Here is a 22,581-nt window from a genome sequence, read left to right on the forward strand (position 1 = left end):
CTAATTCTCCTGGCCCATCAAACAATCTTCTTCCCATATTGTTATACTACCCAGCACCTCACTGAATGCACCATTAAAGAAGTATCTATGCAAAACCGCATATCCTGCTGTACAGTATGTATGAACCGGACCATACACCTGAAGCAAACCCTGAAACGTAATATCCTCGACAATGCAGGGTATAATAATATTGAATTTATCATCCTCGATTATGGCTCCCGCGATGATTTATATGACTGGGTCCAAAAAGAGTTGCAACATGAAATAGATACCGGTCTCGTGGCCTATTTCAGAACAAAAGATCCTCAGTTTTTCCACATGAGCCATTCCAAGAATATGGTATTCAGACTCGCCACCGGTGATATTCTATGCAGCATAGATGCTGATAATTTCACCGGCCCCGGGTTTGCAGCATATGTCAATGAACAGTTCAATAAAGAGTCTGATATCTTTTTAATGCCTCCCCGTATTGGCGCTAACAAAAAGTGGTGGGATGTACAGGGACGGGTATGTGTGAAGCGGGACGATTTTTATACAATGAGAGGATATGATGAAAAAGTAATGGATTATGGTTATGAAGACCAGGACTTCAAATGCAGAATGGAAGCCTATGGACGCAAAAGTGTTATTATTAAAGAGCCTGTATTTTTAAATGCCATTACCCATGATGATAATATGCGGATAGCTGATGGCTTTTCAACAAAGAAAACGAAAGACGTACTTATTTCCACGCCAGGAGAAGATTTAACGGAGATTATTTACCTGGAAGAGCATAATGTATTTGAAATATTTTATGTGAGCAGTGATTCATTGGCAAGTGGAAAGCTAAGCGATTGTGTACTGCATCCCAAAAAGAGATATGTCGGCGTGTACAGACAAGAAGGGAAAACCTTGCAGCTGTATAAAGATAATGGTATCCTGTTCCAGACCTTGACTTATACAGGTAATGACCAGCTTATGTCAGATGATCACCGGGGCTTTAACCGCGTTAGTTCTGACTTGTTGCGGGAAAATTTCTTACTGAAAAGAGCAATTTATGTAGGAAAGAAAATCTTCTCCAATAACAAAAACAAAGGCGGCATCGTGAATGAAAGCGGTTTCGGACAGGGCATTGTTTATCCTAACTTTTCTGATATCAGCATTCATCTGGGGGAAGAAGTAGCAGCAGGCCGAATTTGATTTTGGGCAAAACTTTGCTACCTTCGCTCCAGGTACGATAAAAGTCTGCAGTAATGCGGACTTTTTGTATTTAAAGCGTAGTCGTATTCATTAATAAATCAAAAGAGCAGGAGATTTTCATTAATTTCCGACTTCAATTCAGGGATCATAATGATAGCAAGTAGCAAATTTATAGCGGTGGAAGGTTTAGATGGCGCCGGGAAGTCTACGCAGATAGAACTGCTGACAAAATACCTGGAGTCAAAAAATGAGAAGACCAAATTCGTACACTTCCCCCGGAGCAACCAGGGCGTTTTTGGTGAACTAATTGCTAAATTTCTCCGTGGTGAATTTGGTGAGGTGAAAAATGTACACCCGCAACTGGTGGCGTTATTGTTTGCGGAAGACCGTAAAGCATTTGCTGCTACCATCAATGAATGGCTCCGTGATGGCTATTTTGTGCTGGTAGACAGATATGTACTTTCAAACATTGCCTTTCAATGCGCTAAGCTACATACCGATTCAGAGAAAGAATACCTGCGCAACTGGATTAATGACTTCGAATATAACTGCAACCAGATCCCCAAACCACAGTTTTCTATTTACCTGGATGTACCGTTTTCTTTTGTTGAATCAGCGCTGGCCAAAAGACGCGTCAATGAAGACCGTGACTACCTCCAGGGGAAAGATGATATCCACGAAAAAGATACTTCCCTGCAACAGGCCGTAAAGAAAGAGTATGAAGCGATGCTGTTAGCTGATGAAAGCATCAACAGGATTGTTTGCGCCAATGAAGCCCAGGGCATGAGGTCTGTAGCAGACATTCATGCAGAGATCATACAACTGGTCAATAGCCGTCTGCAGCTCTAACCCCGTAAAATTCCGCTTTCGATCATTATATTTCCCTTTTTCGCAATCAGGGATAAATTGTAGCTGCTAGCTTTGCGCTTCAAATTTATCAGCCTATATATGCGTAGTATATTTTTATTAATTCCCGTCCTATTGGGAGTTACGCTATCAACCAATGCTCAGCAAGGTGTTTTAAAAGGTACCGTGAAAACTGAAACCGGTGATCAGCTGCCATTTGCAAATATCAGCATCCCCGGATCAAAAACAGGTGTGGTAGCCAATAAATCAGGTGCTTTTATACTCACACTGGCCAAAGCCGGTACTTACAAAATAAAGGTGACCAGTGTAGGATATAAAGGACTTGAACAAACCGTTACGCTGCTTCCTAACGATACCACCCACCAGGAAATAACATTATCATCGAATGGCGACCTGCAGGAATTTGTAGTATCTGCCAGCCGTAAACAGGAAACACTGGACCAGGTGCCTTCTTCCATTACTATTTTAAGCGCTAAAGATTTAGCTATTCAAAAAGGAATCAGCAATAATATTTCAGACATCCTGGCTAACAGTGTACCCGGACTGGGTTTCAGCAGTAATACTACCGGTAATTCCGGACAAACGCTGAGAGGCAGAGAGATATTGGTGATGATTGATGGTATTCCACAGTCAACACCGCTGAGAAACGGCGGTCGTGATATCCGCAGCATAGATCCTTCTGCTATTGAAAGAGTGGAAGTCATAAAAGGTGCTACCGCCATTTATGGTAATGGCGCTGATGGCGGATTGATCAATTATATCACCAAAAAAGCTACCCCGGGACAGTCTTTGAGTGGACAAACCTCTATCGGCGGCAATACCCAGCTAAAAAATGCACAGCATACCGGTGGCTGGCAGGTAGGACAACTGTTGTCCGGTTCTTATAAGAAACTGGATTATGTAGTTTCAGGACACTATGAACAAACGGGTGTATATAAAGATGCAAAAGGTGTAGTGCTTTCTCCTGATTATGGTCTGGGAGAAACACAGCTATGGAATGCTTATACAAAAATTGGTTACAACATCAATCCCCTCAATCGTGTGGAAGTGATGTATAACTTTTTCGGTAGTCAGCAACGGAGTGATTATATCCTGAAGAAAGGCCACTATCGCGATACGGCAGCTACCGGCGTTTTTGGAACCCGCCCCGGCAATCCGGAGGGAACACCTTATAACCATAATGTAAACGTGCATTATGGTAGCCAGAAAATTATCGGTAATACTGATCTGGATATCAATGTATACTACCAGAAATTTTATACCGTATTCTCCTGGGTAGATTCCTTTGTAGGTGGTGGTCAGTCAACCATCTCTTCGGATAAAAAAGGTGTACGTATTAATTTATCTACTCCATTCCAGGCTGGTGAAAACATAGATGGTGACCTGGTATACGGATTAGATATCTTAAATGATAAAACAGCACAAAAGCTGACGGATGGAAGAACCTGGGTACCGGAAATGAGTATGCGCAACCTGGCCCCTTATGCACAACTGAAGACTACCTTCTTCAAGCATCTGATATTTAAAGCGGGTGCGCGCTACGAAAATATTAATATAGATGTACCGGATTATACTACCATCATTTCCCTGAATACTAAAACAGGTCTATATTCTGAAGGCGGCAAAAGTGTAAAAGGTGGTGCTATTGACTACAATGCCCTGGTATTTAACGCAGGCTTACGTTATAACCAGCTGAAATATTTCAAACCCTTTATCAGCTACTCCCAGAGCTTTTCTGTGAATGAGCTGGGCCGTACTTTACGTACTGCCAGTGAAAGCACTGTATCCCTGCTAAAAACAAAAGCTATCATTGCCAATAACTACGAAGCGGGCTTTAACAGCACTTTAGGTCCTGTAGAACTGGAAGGTAGCTATTATATCAGCTCCTCTAAATTAGGTGCCAACTACACACTGGTAGAAGGCCGGTTTGAAATAGCTAGGGAGCCGATCAAGATCCATGGTTTCGAAATAGCTGCTGATGTGCATATCCTGAAAAATTTAGGTGCAGGCGCCTCTTATTCCTATATCGAAGGGAAGATAGATGCTAATAAAAATGGTAAGTATGATGATAAAGAAGATACTTATATCCTGGGAGATAAAATTGCTCCGCCAAAGTTAACCGCCTACATCCGCTACCAGCCGGTGAAACAATGGAATTTACGTTTGCAGATGCTGCAAGCCGGTGCGCGTAATCGCTTTTCTCCGGATGCTACTGGTGCATACACTTATGGAAAAGGACCGATAGAACAGTTTACTTTATTCAGCTTCTTCTCTGATTTTAATATAGATGGTCATAGCAGTGTGCAGCTCGGGCTAGATAATATTTTCAACAAAGACTACTACACCGTTACTTCTCAATGGAATGCCCGGAATGAGAATTTCATAAAAGGATCAGGTGCGCGTGTTAGTATTACCTATAACTATAAGTTTTAAAAAAGAAAGCCAGCTTCTCTGTTAAAGAGAAGCTGGCTTTATCTGGTATAAATATCTTATCAGGGCTGTAGCTGCAATAACCTCGCGGCATTGCTATAAAATATTTTCTGTTCTTCTTCCTTCGTAAATCCCATCACCTCTATTCCTTTAATTGCTTCGCCCGGCGTAAATACAGGGAAGTCAGAGCCAAACAGGAACTGGTCCACACCGATTTTCCGGATAGTCCATACCAGCTGGTCCCGATAGGGGGAGTCACCGAGTAAAGGTGCAATCGCCGAGAGGTCCATCCAGATATTTCCTTTGTACCAGGGATATTTCTTCAATGCTTCAATAGCAAGAAGTTGCGGGAAATTTATCAATCCCGTATGCGCAAATATGAATTTCGCTTCCGGGTTGGTAACGGCCAACATAATCAGCTTACCAATTTCACTGTTATCCAATAGGCTATAGCTGTCAAACAACAAGGTCATATGCAGTTCCCCGGCTTTTTTGGCAATAGCAGCTACTTCTGGTGCTGCTACATCAAAACGCTGGGTGTTGGGATGTAGCTTTATTACCTGTACTCCCTGTTGGTGTACCCGCTCCATTTCTGCAAAGGCATCTGCGCCATCCATAGGATGCACGGAGCATACAGGTATCAGAGATGGATGCTTTTTGCTAAGCGCTATAATGCTATCATTTCTCCAGCGGGTATTCACCATATCTCCTTTCCAGGCCATGGTGATAATTGCCGCTTTAGTAATAGGAATAGCTGTCATAAAGGCTTGTATGTCCTTTAGGGAATTGGTGCGATCGGCGCTCAGGCTATTGACTTCCTGTTCGTTCAAACCGATATGCACATGCATGTCTATAATTTTTCCTTTATAGTGAGGAGCGGAAGACTGGCTTATTCCTTTGATGGTGGTAAATAACAATACCAGGCTGAAAACAGGGATCAGGAACTTTCTCATAATAGCAGATCTTGGGTGATGTTTTTGGCAAAAACGGTGTTCTAAATTACATTTATTTTTACAGGTTGTAAGACAGAAAAAAATAATGATCGTTTAGTCTTCACCGAAAGGCCTCCCAAAATATTTTTTGTGTTTGTAAGGAATTCTGCCCCGTTTACCTGTCCTCCGGGTGTAGGATATCCGTGTAAACCCGGTTCCACTGTTATGAGTCCGCATTGTTTGCACAACCAACAAGCAATAGCGGTCCCTTTGTAGTAATACGGCTTTCCATAAGACAGGCACAGATCGGCGCGCAGCAAACAGTTTATTCCACAAAAACAGTATTCCTGATTCCACAAAAACTGAAAAACATGAAAACTCCATCGGGCGCAAAAGCGCTTACCCGCACCCAGTGTGTAGTGGCCCTCTTATTGGCACTGATTTTCGCCGGCTGCCAGAAAAAAGAGATGATAGCAAAAGATCCGGCTTCTCTCTCGGGAACAAAAGCTAACGTGGTCACTATCAATTCGGTACAACCCGTAAAGTCAGAAGCATTGCTGGCCATGCAATGCTATAACAACGCTTTCTACCATCAGTATGGCACCTATGGCCCTTCCTTTAAAGCGTACTACTATTCTGATGTAACCCAAAGTGGCCGCATGGATTTCTGGCGACAGGCAGAAGCCATTGAAATGTTGATTGATGCGTATACCGTCAACAACGACATAGATCTCAAAAACAAGATGGTATACCTCTACAACGGCATGAGAGACGCCTATGGCTTACTCTGGACTTCCAACATCTATAATGATGATGTTATCTGGGGCGCCCTGATGTGTATCCGTGCTTTTCAGATTACCAATGATGGCGGCATGAAAGACATGGCGAAAAACAATTTCGATATGGTATGGGCCCGTGCCTGGGATACCAATCTGGGCGGCGGCTTATGGTGGACTACCGCCAATAACTCCAAGAATGTGTGCGTAAACGCGCCTGCAGCCATTTGCGCCATGTACCTCTACCAGGCTACCGGCGATATCGGCTACCGCACCAAGGCAAAGCAGATCCTCGACTGGATGGTCACTAAGCTATATGTGTCCGGCACCGGTGAAGTAAAAGGCGCTATGAATTCAGCCGGCACTATTACAGAAGGTGCGCGCACCTATACCCAGGGCACTTTTATTGGCGCCTGCAGTATGTTGCATAGCTCCTACCCTTCCAATGGATACAAAGCCATGGGTGCTAAAGCTATGGACTATACGAAAAATACCATGAGCAATGCACAGGGCCTGCTGCCTGATGAATATGATAACGATGACTGTCAGGGCTTTAAAGCTATTTTTGCACGTTGGGCCTGCAAGTTTGTACACGATCAGAACTACCAGAGCACTTATGCTGCCTGGCTTAACTACAACGCGGCAGAAGCCTGGAATTACAGGAACTCCAATGGTTTGATGTGGGGGCAGTGGTGGCATAGAACACCGGATAATTATGTGAACTCATTTGAAACTACCTGCGGCGTAGCTATGATGAATGGGGTATGGCTTTTTTAGCTGTTAGGTATTAGCTGTTAGCTGTTAGCTAAGAGCGAGTGGATAGCAGCATATTAATGATATGCCCGTAGCCGTTAGTGATAAGGTTAACGGCTATGGGTATTCTTTTTTGTTAGCAAAGATTCTAACAGTTCTATCTTTTTCAGATTGGGCTTGGTGGTGAAAATGCCTTGCCCGCTGGTGTTTCTTACGCCACGGACAAAGCAGTAGATAACGCCCCCAAACTGTCTTTCGTAATCAAAGCCAGGGATGCGGCTTTCCAGGTATTTTTTTACAGCTACCGTGTATATGAAATATTGCAGGTGATAATTACTTTCATTCATCGCCGCTGCAAGTCCTTCTTTGTCGTAATCCGCCACACTGTTGCCCAGGTAGTTCGATTTCCAGTCGAGGATGTAATATTTGCCGTGGTATTCAAAGAACAGGTCAATTTTCCCGTTCATGATTCCTTCCAGCTCCTGGCTGCTGTATTCAGAAAAACGTTTTACACTCACACTCACCTGGTCATCAGAAAGATTATTAAGCAGATTTGCCTGAAACACCGGCACCGGGAAATCAAATTCAAATTCTGCCAGTCGCTGCTGACGCCCTACAGATGCCAGCTGGAAAGTATTGCCTGCTATGTGAATAGGAGTATACATCACGTGCTGCAACATTTCGTGTAGCCGTTCGAGGTATACTTCCCTTTGCCCTGGCACAAATCGGCGGATGGCTTCTTCCAGCCAATGTTCCCATCTGCTGTTATCGGAGAAATTGATGCTTTCAAAAATGAAGTGCAACAGGTTCCCTGTTTTAGCGCCGCGGCGTAGCGTGGTGAAAATGAAATTATCGTATGGGTCTGTTTGTTGGAAAGAGCGTACTCGTGGCCGGTGTTCGGGTTTGGCGGCCAGCATGGTGTAGCTCATCTTGCGCCAGTTTTGTTCCAGCAAATGGAAGGTTACCGGAGCACGGTTGACCGCCAGTTTGCCTTTGGTGGTTTGCTGCCGGTAGGTTTGTTCTGTGGTAGCCGGTATGGTGCCCTGCAGCTGTATCAGCGAAGGATCCGGATTCGCCACGGCTAATGCTTTCAGGAAAAATGCCAGCGAAGAATCTTTGAATTTGGTGAAGTTATTTTTAAACAGGTAACATTTATACACCGCGCGGGTGATGGCCACATAAATTAAGCGGCGGTTCTCTTGCTCTTGTTGTTGCTGGTAAGCCTCCAGTTGATCTTCTGAGAGACGGGCACGCTGTGTGCCCAGGTAATCGCCGCTTGCCGGGTCGCGGAAGCTGACAAATTCAATGTTTTGTGATTCCACGAAGTCCAGGAAAGGAGCCATTACAATTTTGTATTCCAGCCCTTTACTTTTATGGATGGTGACAATATTCACAGCTTCTTCATCGCTTTCTACCCGCTGGGCGTATTCATCACCATCGGTGGTCATGCCGTCAATGCCGCGTTTGAGCCAGGAAATAAGATCTCGCATCGACAGGTTTTTCCGGCTTTGTACCTGGTGTACAAGTTCCGATAGTTGATATAGATTGGTGATGATCCGTTCTCCATTTTCTGTATGTCCATCGAGTAATACGTGGCGTACGTTGAAGTCCGTAATGAACTCCATCAGCGCAGTATAGGCGCCATCGCGTTGCCAGAGATTGCGGTATTTGCCGAACAGGTCCAGCATGGTTTCATCGTCCAGCTTTAAAATGGTGCTGGTATTGTATCCGGTGAAAGACCCTAACAGCGCGCGGTTAATAGACGATCGGTCCGGTGTTTCCATGGCTTCCAGGATATGCAGTAGTTGCTGCGCTTCTCCTGATCTCAGCACCCTGGCTTCATCGATGGTTACGGCGGGTATGCCCAGTTTTGCAAGCGCATGTTTAATATCTTTCCCTTCCTGGCCGGTGCGCACTAATATGCCTATGTCTGAAGGGGTAATGCTGCGACTGCCTTTTTCATTTTCAATGCGATAGTCTTTGTCCAGCAGTAGTTGTGCTATCTGCGCTGCTACCGCTTCGCAGATGGTTTCTTTTTTATCGCCCGCAATCACCTCTATGGGTACTTCTTTCCTGCTGCCTTTAAACAGATAGCCTTTGGTATTATTCTCCGGACTGTTCACGGGGATATAATCAATGCTATCGCTTTCTCCACCAAAGTCGAAGGTGTCGAAGCCAGGAGTAGGTTCAAAGAAGATGTTCATGGCACGGATCAGATTTTCCGCAGACCGGAAATTCTGATTCATGTCATACACTTGCTGCACGCCGTTGCGGGCATTGAAGTAAGTGAAGATATCTGCTTTACGCCAGGCGTAAATACTTTGCTTTGGGTCGCCGATGTAGAACAGCGTGGTGTTTTGGCCGAAGGCCTTATCAAATACCTCGAACTGTTCACGGTCGGTGTCCTGGAATTCATCTACAAAGACCGCCTTGTATTTGTTTTGCAGATTAGCGATGAGATCGGGATTTCCATTTTTCACGAGAGCCGTATGCAGGTTGTTGATGAGGTCATCATACCCCATCATATTGCTGCGTTCTTTGAAGAGACGAACCTGCTCTCCTACTTCTTTAATGGCCGTATAGAAAAGGTGACGGCGTATTGATTGTTGATATTCGGTGAGCTGCTGACGTATTTCTTCTACTTTGTCCAGTTCTTCCAGGATGTCCGGGAAAACGGCCTCAATATATTTGGCGTCTTTTCTTTTGGCGAGGATCTTTTTTACCAGCAATTCCGGCTGTGCTACTAGTTCCGGCCATTCCTTTTTGGTGTACCGGTTAGTGGCGCAGGCAGCGATTAGCTGGGCGCTGTTGGCGGTAATGCCTTCGTACAGTTTTTCTATGGCGATTTGCACATTGGCAGCCAGTTGATCCATTTCCTGGATCCATTTGTCCTGTTGTTCTTCGCTGATGGTGTCCGGAATATCTTCCCGGTAGCCTATATATTTTTTTCCGCTGAGATGCTCTTGTATGACCTTCTGCAGATCGGCTTTCATTTTCTCCTCCCAGATACTTTCCAGTAAGCTGGTTTTGAGGGTGGTGATATTTCTGCGCCAGAATTTATTCAATTCATTTTCCACTACCGGCGTAAGGTCCGGCACCATCTGGGCGCCAAATAGCTGGTTGGTTTCAAAAGCGTATTCATTCAGTGTTTGCTGGCAGAAGCCATGGATGGTCAATACAGAGGTTTCATCCAGCAGGAGAATAGCATCGCGCAGCAGTTGTTGCACAGGTAGCGGATCTTCCGGATCTATCACTTCCAGTACCAGGTCCAGTATTTTTTCATCGGCGATGTCCTTACCCATACTGGCTTTATACGCCTGCCGGATAAAAAGACGAATCCTTTCTTCCAGTTCCGCTACGGCGGCCCGGGTGAAAGTTACCATCAGTATTTCTTTGACAGACAGCTTTTGCTCCAGTATCAGCCGGAGTACGAGGATAGCGATGGAATAGGTTTTCCCTGTTCCGGCGCTGGCCTCAATCAGATTGCTGCCCTCCAGTGGTACTGTAGTGGCCTCAAACTTTTTATATATAATGCTATCGATCATTTCTCTTTGTCTGGTTTTTCAAAATACGCCGGCAGCAATGTTGTCAACGGCGCTATCAGCAAGTCGTATACATCGAGGAAACTGGTCAGTGCTTCTTCTCTGTCAAAAAATCCCTGTTCATATACCTGCACGATATAAGGATCCGGCGCTTCATGCCGGTCAATCAACCCGGTAATTTTACTTTTAAATTTCTTCAGATCTATGGTGAGTATATCTTTCGCACTAATTTCCAGATCCGGATAAAAAGAAATGATATGCGTAAATCCGGTTTTGTATACTTTAATAATTTCTGTTAAGCGGCGTGTAGCTTCTTCCTGTGTGAGTGCCACCGCCTCAAACGCGTCTTCTTTTTTAGTACCTGAAATGTAGCAGAGGTGCGTGATCACTCCCGCCGCCCTGCCCGCGAGATAGCGGATATAAGCTTCCACCAGGTACTTACTTTCTCGTTTAGACCACGACACCTGTAACACCGTATGATCAAATGTCCGGATATTTCCTTTCAGTAAGCTGTTATCTATAATTAGTTCTATCGGTAACTTTTTTTCTGTTGTGCCTTGCGTACAGGCTTCGTATAAATTGCGCACGGGTACCACCAGGTCTTCCATCCGGTGAATGGCCACCGCAGCCATATTGCGGAGTGGTAAGCGACCTTTTTTCACCATCACAGTTTGCAGCGTACCTTGTTCAGAGGCAGGAACGGGCAGCAATTCATTTTTGACAGACCATTGCTGTAATTTATTCAGATCAAAAATTTCTGTTTCGTTCAGCAGCAGCTGGCTATCGTTATACCGAATCCCTAACACCTTATTGTAATACGCTCTAAAGGGATTTTTGAAGAAGCTGATTACTTCTTCAAGGGTAATTTCTTCAAAGGTTAAAGGGGTAGTGATTTTATTTTCATTGAGAAAGGATGCAGTGGCGGCTTCTTTCGTACTTAAATAAGAAAAAAGACGTTCATCTGTGCCGGCATATTTCCTGCTGAAACTTTGCAGCGGTTGCAAGGTCACCAGCTGACTGCGCACCGTTTCCGGCGAAGCAGTACCGGCTTCTATATAATCTATCAGTTCGTCTACCAGCGCTGATGGCGGCAGGTCGGCGTTATCTTTTGCATTTTTTCCGAGATAGCTGATGTATAGATATTCCCTGGCAGAAAGCAAAGTTTCCAGAAACAGGTGTTTATCATTCTCTTTCACATTACGATCGCCTTTCTGCCGGTTGTCTTCCATGATGTTGAAACTGGATTTATTTTCCCGGCGGGGGAACTTATCGTAATTCAATCCCATCAGCGCTACTACCTTAAAGGGAATACTACGCATGGGGATGAGAGAGCAGAAAGTAATACCTCCGTTTACAAACAAACCAGCGCGGGTGCTGCCGGTGAGGGTATCCAGGAAACTGTGGCTAAACACCTCAAACGTTACTTTTTCACTCATAAACTCATTGAGTGCATTGTAGGCGGTGAGTTGTTTTACCAGGGTGTTATAGTCTTCATCAACATCTTCCACGGGTTCAAATACCATGTTGTGCAGTACTCTTTCCGTATAGGCCACCCACTCTACAATGGTGCGTGGACGGCGCCTGTCGAGGATAGACGACATGAGCACTTCTGCGAAATGACAAAACCGGATGACATCATGGGCATCGCTGCCTTCGGTGATATCCAGTGGGAAAAAGCTGTCTTCCCCGCTGCCATATTCCTCTTCCCCGCTCATGCAAATGCCGTACATGATCCGTTGAATGCCGTATTGCCAGCTGACAAAATGTGTTTCATCTTTTTTGTGACCGTTGATGCCGAAACGGATATTGGCCGCTTCAATAATCCGGCGGATGAGCACGGGATCCTCCAGGTTAAAGCGTTTACGGATGTACGAAAAATCCAGCAACTGCATCACTGCTTCTGCCTTAAAATTCTCTTCGTTCATGGTGAGAATGGCATGCAGGGCATTGAAGAGGTTGTCGTTGTCCGTATAGCTTTCATCGGCGATGGTATACCTGAACGGATAGGGCGCATTGTTGAATACCGCCTTGATATAAGGTGCGTATGCATCAATGTCGCTTACCATCACCACAATGTCGCGGGGCGATAGTTGCTCCTGCCGCCGGGCAACCAGGTGTACCAGGTAGTTATAGAGTACTTCTACTTCGCGGGCAACGGTATAGCAGGCATTGATGGTAACGGAGCCATCATTGATATCATGTTGGGAGATGCGTTCCCTGTCTGCCGTGGTAGCGGCTATAAAAATGTCGTGTTGTATTTTATGTAGCAGGGTGTCGGTATCGGGTTCCACGGTTTCAATTTCTTCGTAGGCATTAATGAATGCATCGTACGCGAAGAAAAGGCCGAAACTATCCTGTATTACCCTGCCCCAGCCGGTGAGTAAGGCGTTGCCGGCTTTGGATTCCTCCAGTTCTTTAAGACCTTTCTGGCGCCAGCGGGCCAGTTGTTTTTCATTGCGGTCGTCGAACCAGAACACTACCGGTGCGGGGTTGATGATATGAAAATGTACATCTATGAAGCTGGATAGTTCATGCAGGATTTTCACGTGGTAGGCCGTAATAATGGATAATCCAAACAGGTGGATCACCGGCATACGGGAAGTGAGGGCAGCTTTATTATGCCCGGTATTGCGTAGTGTATCCAGGATAAAGTTACCTACGATGGTTTTATCCGGGAGGGCGCCGCCGGACAGCTGTTTTACTTTTACCCAGAGCCAGTGTTGCCAGCCGGCGCCGGACAGTTCCGGAGTGTTGGTATTGGTCCAGGCCTGGATCATTTCCGGGCGATATACCTGGTACTGGTCAAACAAATCGGCTACTTTTTCCGCGAGGGCCATGCGTTTCAGGTCACTTTCTGCGTGCTGTTCTGCATAGTAGGCCGCTACTTTCGGAAATTTGGCGATGAACTCCTCCTGCCCCAGGAGTTTAAATACCAGCCAACTGAGGTTTTGAGGGGACAGTACTTCTGAGAAGGGCCCGCCCAGCAATACATACAGCTGGTAGAGCAGGTCATTTGGCTTCATGAAGCGGCAGTTGGCCGCAATGCCCAAACGGTCTGCCAACTGGAGTTTCAGCCAGTTGTTCATACCTTCCGTCTGGGTAATAATATAGTGAGGCTGGAACACACTGTTGCCTGCATCCTGCAGGTCTTTTGCCAACCCGGATGATAAGCTATTGAGTGAGTTCGAAACTTTTAAAAACAATGCCATTGATAAATCCTTTGTTTAGACTCCGCCATTCCCGAAGCATGTTATTTAATTTGCATGCGCGTCTACTTCTCTGAATCTGGAGGCAATGCCAGAAGCTCTTTCTACAAAGCGTTCTGCCGCCATGAGGATTACTTCCGGTGTTCCCTGAACATACACTTTCTGTTTGGCACGGCTTACCGCGGTGTACAGCAGTTCCCGTGTAAGAATAGGTACGTCTGTGGTATCCGGCAAAAGTACCAGTACTTCTCCGAATTCGGAGCCCTGGCTTTTATGGATGGTCATGGCGAAGGCCGTTTCCGCCTGGGTAAGATAGCCGGGTAATACCGCTTTCAGCGCCCCGGTGCTGTCTTCAAACCAGGCCATGAGCACCCCGTTTTCATCTGTCCGTATAATGCCGGTATCTCCATTAAACAATCCGTGTTCATAATAGTTACGGGTAAGTATCACCGGACGGTTTTGATAAAATTCCGTATTGGCCTGAATGAGCCGTTTATCGTGTAAATATTTTTCTATTTGTTTGTTGACGGCGTACAGCCCCTGCGGTCCTTCTCTCACAGCAGTGAGTACCCGTTGAGCATTCAATAGCTTCAGTGCCGTAGGAATATCCTTTTCCTTTATAAATGATTCGTAACCGGCAATAAAGTCTTCGAATAATTTTACAGACGCAGTAGGGTCAATGACTACCTGTTCATCTGCCGAAGGCGGAAAAAAAGAATGTATTACCGGTACATTATTGGCGATGATGGCCTTACTAAATTTACCAATGCCCGTGTTGCCGGTAAAACGATGACTGCGCCTCAGTTCCACCAGGTGCTGAAATAGTGGATGGCGACTATCCGCGGTTTGACTGGTAGGGATATGGCGTTGTTCATCTGCAATAAAACTATTGATAAACTGACGCCGGGCAGCGGTAAAAAGGTTCAGTTTTTCCTGTGCCTGGCAGAGATCTCCAAACAGGCTACCTGCTTCTACGGAGGCCAGCTGGTCTTTATCTCCCAACAAAATGAGGCGGGTATCAGGATGGATCGCTATCATCAGTTTAGCAAACAAGGCTACGTCAATCATGGAGCACTCATCTACAATGACTACATCGTAGTTGAGCGGGTTGTCCTTGTTATGCCTGAAATAGGGGCTGCCATTGATAGGCTTCAGCAACCGATGAATAGTGGCTGGTTGCAGTAGCCGGAACTTTTCGGTAAAGGCGGCATCTACTTCAATGGTGGTGCTACGTAAACTTTCCGCCATGCGGGCGGCAGCTTTACCGGTAGGTGCGGCCAGCGCCACTTTCAGCGCCGGGTCGGTGGCAAACAGGATGGCCAGAATTTTGGCCACTGTAGTGGTTTTACCGGTACCCGGACCGCCGGTAATGATGGTGAAATTATTTAATACACCGGTGATGGCAGCAGCCAGTTGCCAGTCGGCCGGATCGTTATCGTCGTGGGTAGTGGTAGCCGTGTTAAACAGTTTGCTGATCAGTGGTTGCTGGCTTTGCAATAATGCCATTCTTTCGGGCAGTAATGCCTGTTCTGTTACCAGGAACTGTTTGATGCGTTGCAGAAATTCCGTTTCATACCTGAAGTATCGTTGCAGGTAAAGCCTGTTCTGATAAATAACGAAAGGTTGTTTGTCGTTGCCATGCGTGCCTACCACTGGAATGGTTTCCAGGATGCTGTTGCTGGTTTCTATTTTCTGGTAAGACTCCGGCAGGTTTTCCTGTTCTTCTTTTATTTTATCGAGATGCAGACAGATGTGTCCTTCGCTCCCTTTTTTTGATAATAGATAAGCATACGGTTTCAGCGCCGGTATATCAAAATACTCGGCAAATTGTTGATGTACATCGTTCAGGGTGGGTATGTTTCGCATTCTTATCCGGACACTTGAAAAGATTAAAGTACGACTTTTTCCGCTTCAGTAGAAAGGCATTATATTGCTTTTAATCTATAACCTATATACTGTATACTATGTTTAAGAAATGGCACTTGTTAAGTGCGTTTTTGTTAGTCTCCTTTTTACATGTTAACGCCCAGCAGCATTTGGAAAGAAAGCCGAGCCAACTGAGAGCAAATCTTTCCGTTCTTGGATTGGGTGCAAATTACGAATTGCGATTGTTAAAATTCACCACACTTAACCTGGATGCAGAAGTTGGAATGGGGGTGAGTTATTCCTACAGTGATTATAAGGGATCTGATTGGGGATATGCTATTGTACCAGATTTTTCGGTAGGGATAAGACAATACTATAACATTGCCCGCCGCGAAAGGAAGGGAAAACGCATTGACAATAACGCTGGCAGCTTTTTTACGGTGAGGGGTGGTTACGTGACTAATCCTATTGCCGCCAATGATTATTATGAAGGTAACTATGCTTACTGCGTGCCCGCCTGGGGAATGCAGCGCAGTTGGGGTAAGCATTTTAGTTTTGAAGCCCAATTTGGTATCAGGTTTAGCCCGGTAGAATATGAAAATGGCGCTATTAATGCGCTGGATGCACGTTTAAAGGTCGGGTATGTAATTTGGTAATGTTGTAAATTAGCTGCTAAACGGAGTTATATGTCGTCCAGGATAATTAAGCAGGTAATAGTGATGCGCAAGGATCTGAATATGCGCAAAGGAAAAATGATAGCGCAGGGAGCGCATGCATCTATTGCGTTTTTGACGCGGCATGCTACCATCGAAGGACATACGTTGCAAACCAATCTGAGAAATCCAGAAGAAGTATCTGAATGGATGACGAAAGGGTTTACCAAAATTTGTTTGTCGGTGGATTCGGAAGAAGATCTGGACCGGGTATACCAACAGGCGGTTGAGGACGGGTTAAATGCTACGCTGATAACAGATTCGGGGTTAACAGAATTTGGAGGGGTGCCTACTAAAACCTGTTGCGCGATCGGACCTAATTTAAACGAGGAAATAGATCGTATTACAAAAGATTTGAAATTGCTTTAGTCTTCGTCCCCTACTACATCGGTTTCTACGACTCTGCCAACCTGTCCATCYTCCAAACGTACTTTAATACCGCGGGAATGATAGGCGGCAGAGGTCAGTAAATCCTTTACGATACCATAGGTTTTTTTACCGCTGCGTTGATCTTTTTTCAGTATGATGGCCACCTCCAGGCCAGGGTATACATCTTTTCTATATTGTCCGTCCATTACTTTATTTATGCTTATGCTGCAAAGCTAGAAAAATTATGCTAGAAGGTTTCAAATTAATGGCTAAAGGCACTACCATTACAGCAGTGCCTTTTCGCTTATTTAGGGATAAATATTTGCCTTAGCTGATCAATCAGTACACCGTTTCCGCTTACGCTGATGTTGTTGATCTTTTCTGCGATCTTTTCCACATATTCCATTTCCTTTAGCTTAAACAGCATCGGGTTATCTTCCATCAGTTTGGCGGTATTCAGCAAACTTCTGGTGCTGGCTGTTTCTTCTCTTCGCATAATGATATTGGCCTGTGCCTTCTTTTCGGCTACCAACACCTGGTTCATGATTTCCTTCACATCGCCGGGCAGGATGATGTCGCGGATACCAAAGCTGGCGATGGTGATACCCAGGCTTTCCGCCTTAGGCGTAACGGTCTGCATGATATAAGGCGCCAGTGCATCTTTCTTTTCCAGCAATTCATCAAAGTTCAGTACAGCGATGTATTCTCTCAGCGCCAACTGAAACAGGATGTAGAGCTGTCGTTCGTAGTCCTTATTTTGCAACAGGGCCTTGTTGATATCTACCACCCGGTACTGTGCCCATGCGTTGATTCTCAGTGCTGCTTTGTCTTTGGTCAGGATTTCCTGACCATTGATTTCTGCCTGCAGTTGCCTGGTATCAATTTTAGAGATGGTGATAGAGATGTTATTCCTCCACCAGAAATAGATGCCAGGATACAGCGTCATAGCATATTTACCATCGATGAGCAGGATCGCCTGCTCGTGACTTTCCACGCTATAGCTCCTCACATAAGGGGCTACCAGCCGGTGGCAAAGTGTGGACCGGTCTATGTTTTCCGTGATGGCTATCTTGGAGATATCCGCGTGGATAAACTTATAGTCGATCATATTTTTCCAGAAGGTGTATCTCCCTGCGGTCAATACCTGCTTCAGCAATCCGTTTTCGTAGTGCAATACAATTTCTGTTTCGCTTACTTCTACTACATGCAAAGCGGATCTGATTTCAGGATCTTGCAGGAGTATGTTCAGCTCCAGGGGAGCAATAAAAGGTTTGTTGATGTCGAAGATTTCCACGTCTTCGTTAATCAGCCAGTGTCTGCCTTCCTGCAGCATTCGCTGATATGCTCCGTTCTTGAATATCAAGCCTCTTTCGTAGGCGTTGATGGTTACTCTTTTCATTTTCATTTTCTTTTTGGGGTTGTTAAAAAAGCCAGTGCTGTTGTCCATTCTGCCTGCACGGAAACAGTTGTCAATCTACCGTTATTCATCAGTTAGGGCGGAAGTGCTAAGTGATGGTAATGGTATGATGTATATACCTGTTTTCTGGTGTTGGCAAAGCTGCCGGTATCATCCTTTTGATGATGCGGCTGGGCCTACAGCCTGGCTTTTGTTTGTTGTTTGTTTGCTATTTTCAGTAGCAGTTTTAACAGTTTTTTAGACTGTCTCCTGAAAGGGAGTTGTCCATTGCTCTGCCCCTGAGCTACCGCTTTACAGTCGGACGGGATTCGAACCCATGACCCATAGACTATTTGGGCGAGAGCCGTGTCTTGAGGCAACAGCATACAGGACGTTAGCACGGCTGCACTGCAGGGCTTTATGAAACCCATGCCTGGTTTGCGATCAACGACATCAATTCTCGTCTTCCCGTTGGGGAAGGATTTTAGTAAATGCTTTTCATTTACCTGGTGGATGAAGCAGGATTCGAACCCGCACTGGCGGTGCTTCAAACCGCTGCTCTACCATTGGAGCTATACATCCGTTTTTTTAGTGTGAGTAGCAGGATTCGAACCTGCTAAGCCTGTTAAGGCGATGGTTTTACAGACCATTGCGACACTCCCGCTTCGCCGTACTCACTTTGGGGTTTCCTGCTTCTGGGTTAACATATTTGGGGTTAACCTCTTTTCGACAACACTCTTTTAGGGTTAACGTTCTTTTTTACAACATTCTTTACTGTTAGTGCTTTGGGAGTTAACACGTTTTCCGGTTAACAAATTTGGGGTTAACGCATTTTGGATGAACAAAATTTGGGTTAACAAACAGGGTTAACAACATTGGTTCTCGGGGTGCAGGCGGGGCTTGAACCCTGATCTTCCGGTTCACAGCCGGATATTCTCACCATTGAACTACATGCACCATTTTACAAAGTTGGCCAGACCGGATTCGAACCGATAACTCGCTGCATATAAGGCAGATGCTCTACCAGTTGAGCTACTGGCCGGTTTTTTTGCACAAAAAAAACCGGTCGTTTATAACGACCGGTTTTTACGTTGTGCATAAGCAGTTACTTATGTTCGTTGACACCTGGGTCGTTGATATTTTTTTGCATAGGGATACCATATCGATAACAGTTGTTTGTTATGATCACAGTTAAATCTTATGCTATGAGTATGCGTTTGCATGCTTATTTTTTTCGTTATAAATACAAATAAAAAGCCCCGCAATCTCTTGCGGGGCTTTTGTTATATTGAATTCGTTTTATCAACTATTCTGTAGCATAACATGCCCCGCACCTTGTATAGTCCTCCACGTGACTAAACCGGTTTTTTGTTTGTATGTGTAAAATTGAGCGGTACATGTTTTATGATTTTTTTAACAGTGCAAAGATGGATATATTTTTTTAATATCTCCAAATTTTTTGAAAAATATTTTTTAGCTAGATAAGTGAGGAGAATTGGTAATCACTTTTTTTCAGGAAGATGTGATCCTCTTATTTGTAATTTTCTGATGGTTTTTGTGAATGAATTCTCAATGAAATTAGAAGTGTTATTCAACTTGTATTAAGTGTTGCTTAACAAACCATTAACCGATGGATCCCTATCGGAATAGGTGTTTCAGCGTTTTGAAGTACATAAAATCTTTTTTGTTTAAAATCCAGCCTACTTAAATAATTACTCGCTTATTTTGGGTATTGGATTATTGTTTTGATAATCTTACAGTACACCAACCAATCGTAGGAGCGTCTAAAAAGATAAGAGCGGCCACTATCCGTATAGCATTCTCCGAATTGTAAAATGTGCTTTTTGCCGGGATTCATTTCTTTTACAACACAGTAACATCTTATGAAATATCGCATCCTGCATGCAGACGATGATACCCTTTTCTCCCGTATCGTAAAACAGGTTTTACAGCAAAATGGCTTTGAAGTGCACAGTGCATTTGATGGTGAAGAGGCATGGTTGCTTTTTAACCAGATGAGCTTTGATAGTTGTTTGCTGGATATCCAAATGCCCCATCTGGATGGAATCGGTCTGGGTGAGAGAATCAGAAATGCAGATAAACAAGTGCCTATTGTGTTTCTATCGGGTGAAGATCCTGCAATAGTAGCTGCGGAAGTATTTGGAAGAGGTGGTGGCAATGGCTACTTCACAAAAACACTCAACATCAAACAATTATCTGCCCTGCTAAATCTGCATCTTAATCAAAGAATACAATGAAGGATATAGGGATATTTAAACTTGACTTAAACAGTTTAATGCTTACCGGACCTCGAACTGAAACGAAGTTGTCGCCTTATATGTGTAAACTGTTGATTTACCTTTATGATAATGTTAATCGGACACTTAGTATGGAAGATATTCTGCTGAACGTATGGGGTGGAAAGGAAGGCGCAAAGAAGTCGCTTTACGTTTATATTCCCAAGCTTCGCGAAATACTTGAAGAAGATGACGGGCTCGAACTGGATAACGAATATGGCAAAGGTTATGGAATAAGAGAGCATAGAATTTAATACTAATCGTATGTTTTCCTAACCAAATATTTTCTTATATTCGATATCTGTTTCGTAGACCCAAAAGAACCGTTAGCCATATTTTTAAAAACTAAAAAACAAATACCATGAAACTCCACAGAACATTACATCATCCTGATGGAGGGCGTTCATTAGCAGAATATGAAATCAGAGAAAACAATGTTTTTACAACCATACACCATGCAAAGGGTTCCAGCTCCCTCCCCTGGTATGAGATCAGGGACAATAAGCTATATCCTACCACACATCATCCGGAAGGTAGAAGCTCCTTTCCCTGGTTTGAAATCACTGGAAATAGTATAAGCCCGTCAATTCACCATCCGAAAGGCTGGGACGGGTTGCCCTGGTATAAGATTATGTGAAATTAAGGAAGGGTTTACTGACGAGCCTGGCATTTATTTGTCGGGCTTTTTTTATGAATTTATGATCAGGTCATGTATGTCGGGGTGAGAGATGTTTAACCATTGAATGCACTTTTCCATATTTACATCAATGCCTTCATGAACCAGATCTACAAAGAGAGCGGGTATCCATGCCAATAATATAGGACCTTCAGAAGTACTAAAGAGGTGAAACCACGTATCGATAGGTGGGCAACTGTAATCGTCGAGAAAGCCATCTGTTTCATCGGTGGCTGCGCCATCAAATAAATTCCAGCCGATCATGAAGGCGAGTATCTTCCCTTCCTTGTCGATGTCCTGGTATGCGAAGTGACTTTCCTCTTTTCGTTTAAAATCCATCTGATAGTCAAAGGCGTCCGCTATCAACATTCCGGTTTTATCGCCATATGGGTCTTTTAGCCATTGCACCAGCGGAGATCTACCTGCTTCTATGTAATAGAACAGCCGTTGTTCATTTTCTAATTTAGGATTGATGCTGCGTAAGATAGCCTCCGGACCGTGCGTAGAATTAGCCATTTGCATTTCGCAATATAACTGAGTGAGGCCCAGTTTTTCTTTTATTGCGTCCATCATGTCGTGAAGCATAGGTGGTCTTAAGTTTCTTTAGAGTGAAATTTATTATCGCATGGTATCAGCCGACATTTCCGGATCCCAAATATCTAGCCATTGAATGCATTCTTCCGGATTTACATCAATGCCGTCATTAACAAGATGGGTGAAGAAAGCTGGAATCCAGGCCAGCAACAGACAGTTTGCGGGAGCATCAATATAATGAAACCAGGTATCTATTGGCGGAAAATTGTAGCTGTCCAGGATACCTTCACTAGCCTCGCCTGCAGCACCATCTACCAGGGTTAGATCTATTCTGCAGGCTAATATTTTTCCTTCTTTGTTAATCTCATTTTTTCTCTCTCCCTCGATACATTCCTTTTTAATCTTTAATTGGTAATCAAATAATTCCTGTATTAGTGTTTCATTTCCGTTTCGTATAGGATCTCTGCCCCACTCGGGGATGTTGAAATCCCCGAAAAAGGCTTTTGTGTAAGTGAATAATGGAGCCCCTCCATATTCGGGATTAATGCTTCTGAAAATAGCGGCGTTGTCAAATGTGGAATTGGCTAATCTGAATTTGCAATACTCCTGGGTGAGTCGTAAGTTTTCTCTTATGAGCTGATAGTCATGTGGCATGCTCAAACTTAATAAATAAGCATTGACCGCTTGCATAAAACCTCAGTATTCATACTTTCCGGAGACAATACAGCTCCTCCCTGCTTTATTGCGTAGCGGCCAATGCTTATTTACCTGGTATCAGGAAGCGATGACAAGCTGCTCATTTAATTGTTGACTGGATAATTTTGTAAGGCTAAGAAGGTAACTGGCGTCGAGGAGTCTTAGGAGTTCATGGTAGAATAAAAGCAAGTCTGCCCGGTGTTGGGCATTTTCGTATTGTGTGTCTTCTGCGGTGAGGGTTTCTGAGAGCCAAAGCCAGAGGCTTTCACGTGCAGTGGCTGGAGGGAATAGTTCGCAGAAGTGGTCTATGACGAGCATGGGATCTGTGGATTCTTGCTCGGATAAGTGG

The 22,581-nt window shown here is 44.5% G+C and carries 18 protein-coding genes and 4 tRNA genes; 9 read left to right on the forward strand and 13 right to left on the reverse strand.

Going from position 1 to position 22,581, the window contains the following annotated elements; all coding sequences use genetic code 11:
* The first annotated feature begins 87 nt into the window (after window positions 1-87).
* The 3 genes from AC1DP6_RS09345 to AC1DP6_RS09355 all read left to right on the forward strand — a co-directional run bounded on the left by AC1DP6_RS09345 (window position 88) and on the right by AC1DP6_RS09355 (window position 4,479).
* On the forward strand, window positions 88-1,179 hold the full coding sequence (locus tag AC1DP6_RS09345; RefSeq protein WP_477054585.1) for a glycosyltransferase family 2 protein: 1,092 nt from the start codon (window positions 88-90) through the stop codon (window positions 1,177-1,179).
* Between the two features lie 150 nt (window positions 1,180-1,329).
* A complete protein-coding gene (tmk, locus tag AC1DP6_RS09350) occupies window positions 1,330-2,028 on the forward strand; it encodes a dTMP kinase (RefSeq protein WP_477054586.1) in 699 nt (232 codons plus the stop codon).
* Window positions 2,029-2,211: 183 nt separating this feature from the next.
* Window positions 2,212-4,479 carry a TonB-dependent receptor gene (locus AC1DP6_RS09355; protein WP_477054587.1) on the forward strand — a complete coding sequence of 756 codons (2,268 nt, stop codon included), beginning with the start codon at window positions 2,212-2,214 and terminating at the stop codon, window positions 4,477-4,479.
* A gap of 59 nt (window positions 4,480-4,538) precedes the next feature.
* On the opposite strand, the gene AC1DP6_RS09360 is transcribed toward AC1DP6_RS09355, so the two are convergent.
* Window positions 4,539-5,429 (reverse strand): amidohydrolase family protein, encoded by an 891-nt coding sequence (locus AC1DP6_RS09360; protein WP_477054588.1) that lies wholly within the window; start codon window positions 5,427-5,429, stop codon window positions 4,539-4,541.
* Between the two features lie 350 nt (window positions 5,430-5,779).
* Here AC1DP6_RS09360 and AC1DP6_RS09365 point away from each other — a divergent pair, with 350 nt between their 5' ends.
* Window positions 5,780-6,961, forward strand: a complete 1,182-nt coding sequence (locus AC1DP6_RS09365) for a glycoside hydrolase family 76 protein (protein WP_477054589.1) — start codon at window positions 5,780-5,782, stop codon at window positions 6,959-6,961.
* 86 nt (window positions 6,962-7,047) lie between these two features.
* Here AC1DP6_RS09365 and recB read toward each other — a convergent pair whose 3' ends face one another.
* The 3 genes from recB to recD are packed head-to-tail and all read right to left on the reverse strand — an operon-like array spanning window position 7,048 to window position 15,551.
* Window positions 7,048-10,482 (reverse strand): exodeoxyribonuclease V subunit beta, encoded by a 3,435-nt coding sequence (gene recB, locus AC1DP6_RS09370; RefSeq protein ID WP_477054590.1) that lies wholly within the window; start codon window positions 10,480-10,482, stop codon window positions 7,048-7,050.
* Window positions 10,479-13,688 (reverse strand): exodeoxyribonuclease V subunit gamma, encoded by a 3,210-nt coding sequence (recC, locus tag AC1DP6_RS09375; protein ID WP_477054591.1) that lies wholly within the window; start codon window positions 13,686-13,688, stop codon window positions 10,479-10,481. Before recC ends, recB begins: the two co-directional genes overlap by 4 nt.
* Window positions 13,689-13,733: 45 nt before the next feature.
* On the reverse strand, window positions 13,734-15,551 hold the full coding sequence (gene recD, locus AC1DP6_RS09380) for an exodeoxyribonuclease V subunit alpha (RefSeq protein WP_477054592.1): 1,818 nt from the start codon (window positions 15,549-15,551) through the stop codon (window positions 13,734-13,736).
* A gap of 170 nt (window positions 15,552-15,721) precedes the next feature.
* On the opposite strand from recD, the gene AC1DP6_RS09385 reads away from it, so the two are divergent.
* Together AC1DP6_RS09385 and pth2 are read left to right on the forward strand one after the other, a co-directional pair.
* A complete protein-coding gene (locus AC1DP6_RS09385) occupies window positions 15,722-16,207 on the forward strand; it encodes a hypothetical protein (protein ID WP_477054593.1) in 486 nt (161 codons plus the stop codon).
* A gap of 30 nt (window positions 16,208-16,237) precedes the next feature.
* Window positions 16,238-16,633: an aminoacyl-tRNA hydrolase gene (gene pth2 / locus AC1DP6_RS09390; protein ID WP_441572935.1), complete on the forward strand. Its 396-nt coding sequence runs from the start codon at window positions 16,238-16,240 to the stop codon at window positions 16,631-16,633.
* Here the strand turns inward: pth2 and AC1DP6_RS09395 are convergent.
* The 6 genes from AC1DP6_RS09395 to AC1DP6_RS09420 form a co-directional block, all read right to left on the reverse strand.
* Window positions 16,630-16,839, reverse strand: coding sequence for a YwbE family protein (locus AC1DP6_RS09395; protein ID WP_331957838.1), 210 nt, complete (start codon window positions 16,837-16,839; stop codon window positions 16,630-16,632). The two genes, pth2 and AC1DP6_RS09395, sit on opposite strands and share 4 nt — an antisense overlap.
* Before the next feature lie 98 nt (window positions 16,840-16,937).
* Window positions 16,938-18,032, reverse strand: coding sequence for a slipin family protein (locus tag AC1DP6_RS09400; RefSeq protein ID WP_477054594.1), 1,095 nt, complete (start codon window positions 18,030-18,032; stop codon window positions 16,938-16,940).
* Window positions 18,033-18,536: 504 nt separating this feature from the next.
* A tRNA-Phe gene (locus AC1DP6_RS09405) sits at window positions 18,537-18,611 on the reverse strand.
* Between the two features lie 10 nt (window positions 18,612-18,621).
* A tRNA-Tyr gene (locus AC1DP6_RS09410) sits at window positions 18,622-18,707 on the reverse strand.
* Between the two features lie 207 nt (window positions 18,708-18,914).
* Window positions 18,915-18,987: transfer RNA gene (locus AC1DP6_RS09415), tRNA-His, on the reverse strand.
* An 11-nt stretch (window positions 18,988-18,998) separates the two neighbouring features.
* Window positions 18,999-19,071: transfer RNA gene (locus AC1DP6_RS09420), tRNA-Ile, on the reverse strand.
* 841 nt (window positions 19,072-19,912) lie between these two features.
* Between AC1DP6_RS09420 and AC1DP6_RS09425 the strand changes: the two genes are divergently transcribed.
* The 3 genes from AC1DP6_RS09425 (at window position 19,913) to AC1DP6_RS09435 (ending at window position 20,963) form a co-directional block, all read left to right on the forward strand.
* Entirely contained in the window at window positions 19,913-20,287 is a 375-nt protein-coding gene (locus AC1DP6_RS09425; protein WP_477054595.1) for a response regulator, read from the forward strand.
* Between the two features lie 38 nt (window positions 20,288-20,325).
* Window positions 20,326-20,580: a winged helix-turn-helix domain-containing protein gene (locus tag AC1DP6_RS09430; RefSeq protein ID WP_477054688.1), complete on the forward strand. Its 255-nt coding sequence runs from the start codon at window positions 20,326-20,328 to the stop codon at window positions 20,578-20,580.
* Window positions 20,581-20,687: 107 nt separating this feature from the next.
* Entirely contained in the window at window positions 20,688-20,963 is a 276-nt protein-coding gene (locus AC1DP6_RS09435; protein ID WP_477054596.1) for a hypothetical protein, read from the forward strand.
* 51 nt (window positions 20,964-21,014) lie between these two features.
* Here the strand turns inward: AC1DP6_RS09435 and AC1DP6_RS09440 are convergent, their stop codons facing one another.
* From AC1DP6_RS09440 to AC1DP6_RS09450, 3 genes are all read right to left on the reverse strand, one after another.
* Window positions 21,015-21,575 carry a hypothetical protein gene (locus tag AC1DP6_RS09440; protein ID WP_477054597.1) on the reverse strand — a complete coding sequence of 187 codons (561 nt, stop codon included), beginning with the start codon at window positions 21,573-21,575 and terminating at the stop codon, window positions 21,015-21,017.
* A 45-nt stretch (window positions 21,576-21,620) separates the two neighbouring features.
* A complete protein-coding gene (locus AC1DP6_RS09445) occupies window positions 21,621-22,226 on the reverse strand; it encodes a hypothetical protein (protein ID WP_477054598.1) in 606 nt (201 codons plus the stop codon).
* Between the two features lie 84 nt (window positions 22,227-22,310).
* The gene (locus AC1DP6_RS09450) at window positions 22,311-22,550 is read right to left on the reverse strand and encodes a hypothetical protein (RefSeq protein WP_477054599.1); all 240 of its coding nucleotides are present in this window, start codon (window positions 22,548-22,550) and stop codon (window positions 22,311-22,313) included.
* Window positions 22,551-22,581 lie beyond the last annotated feature (31 nt).

It is taken from the genome of Chitinophaga sp. 01L420 (assembly GCF_056399985.1).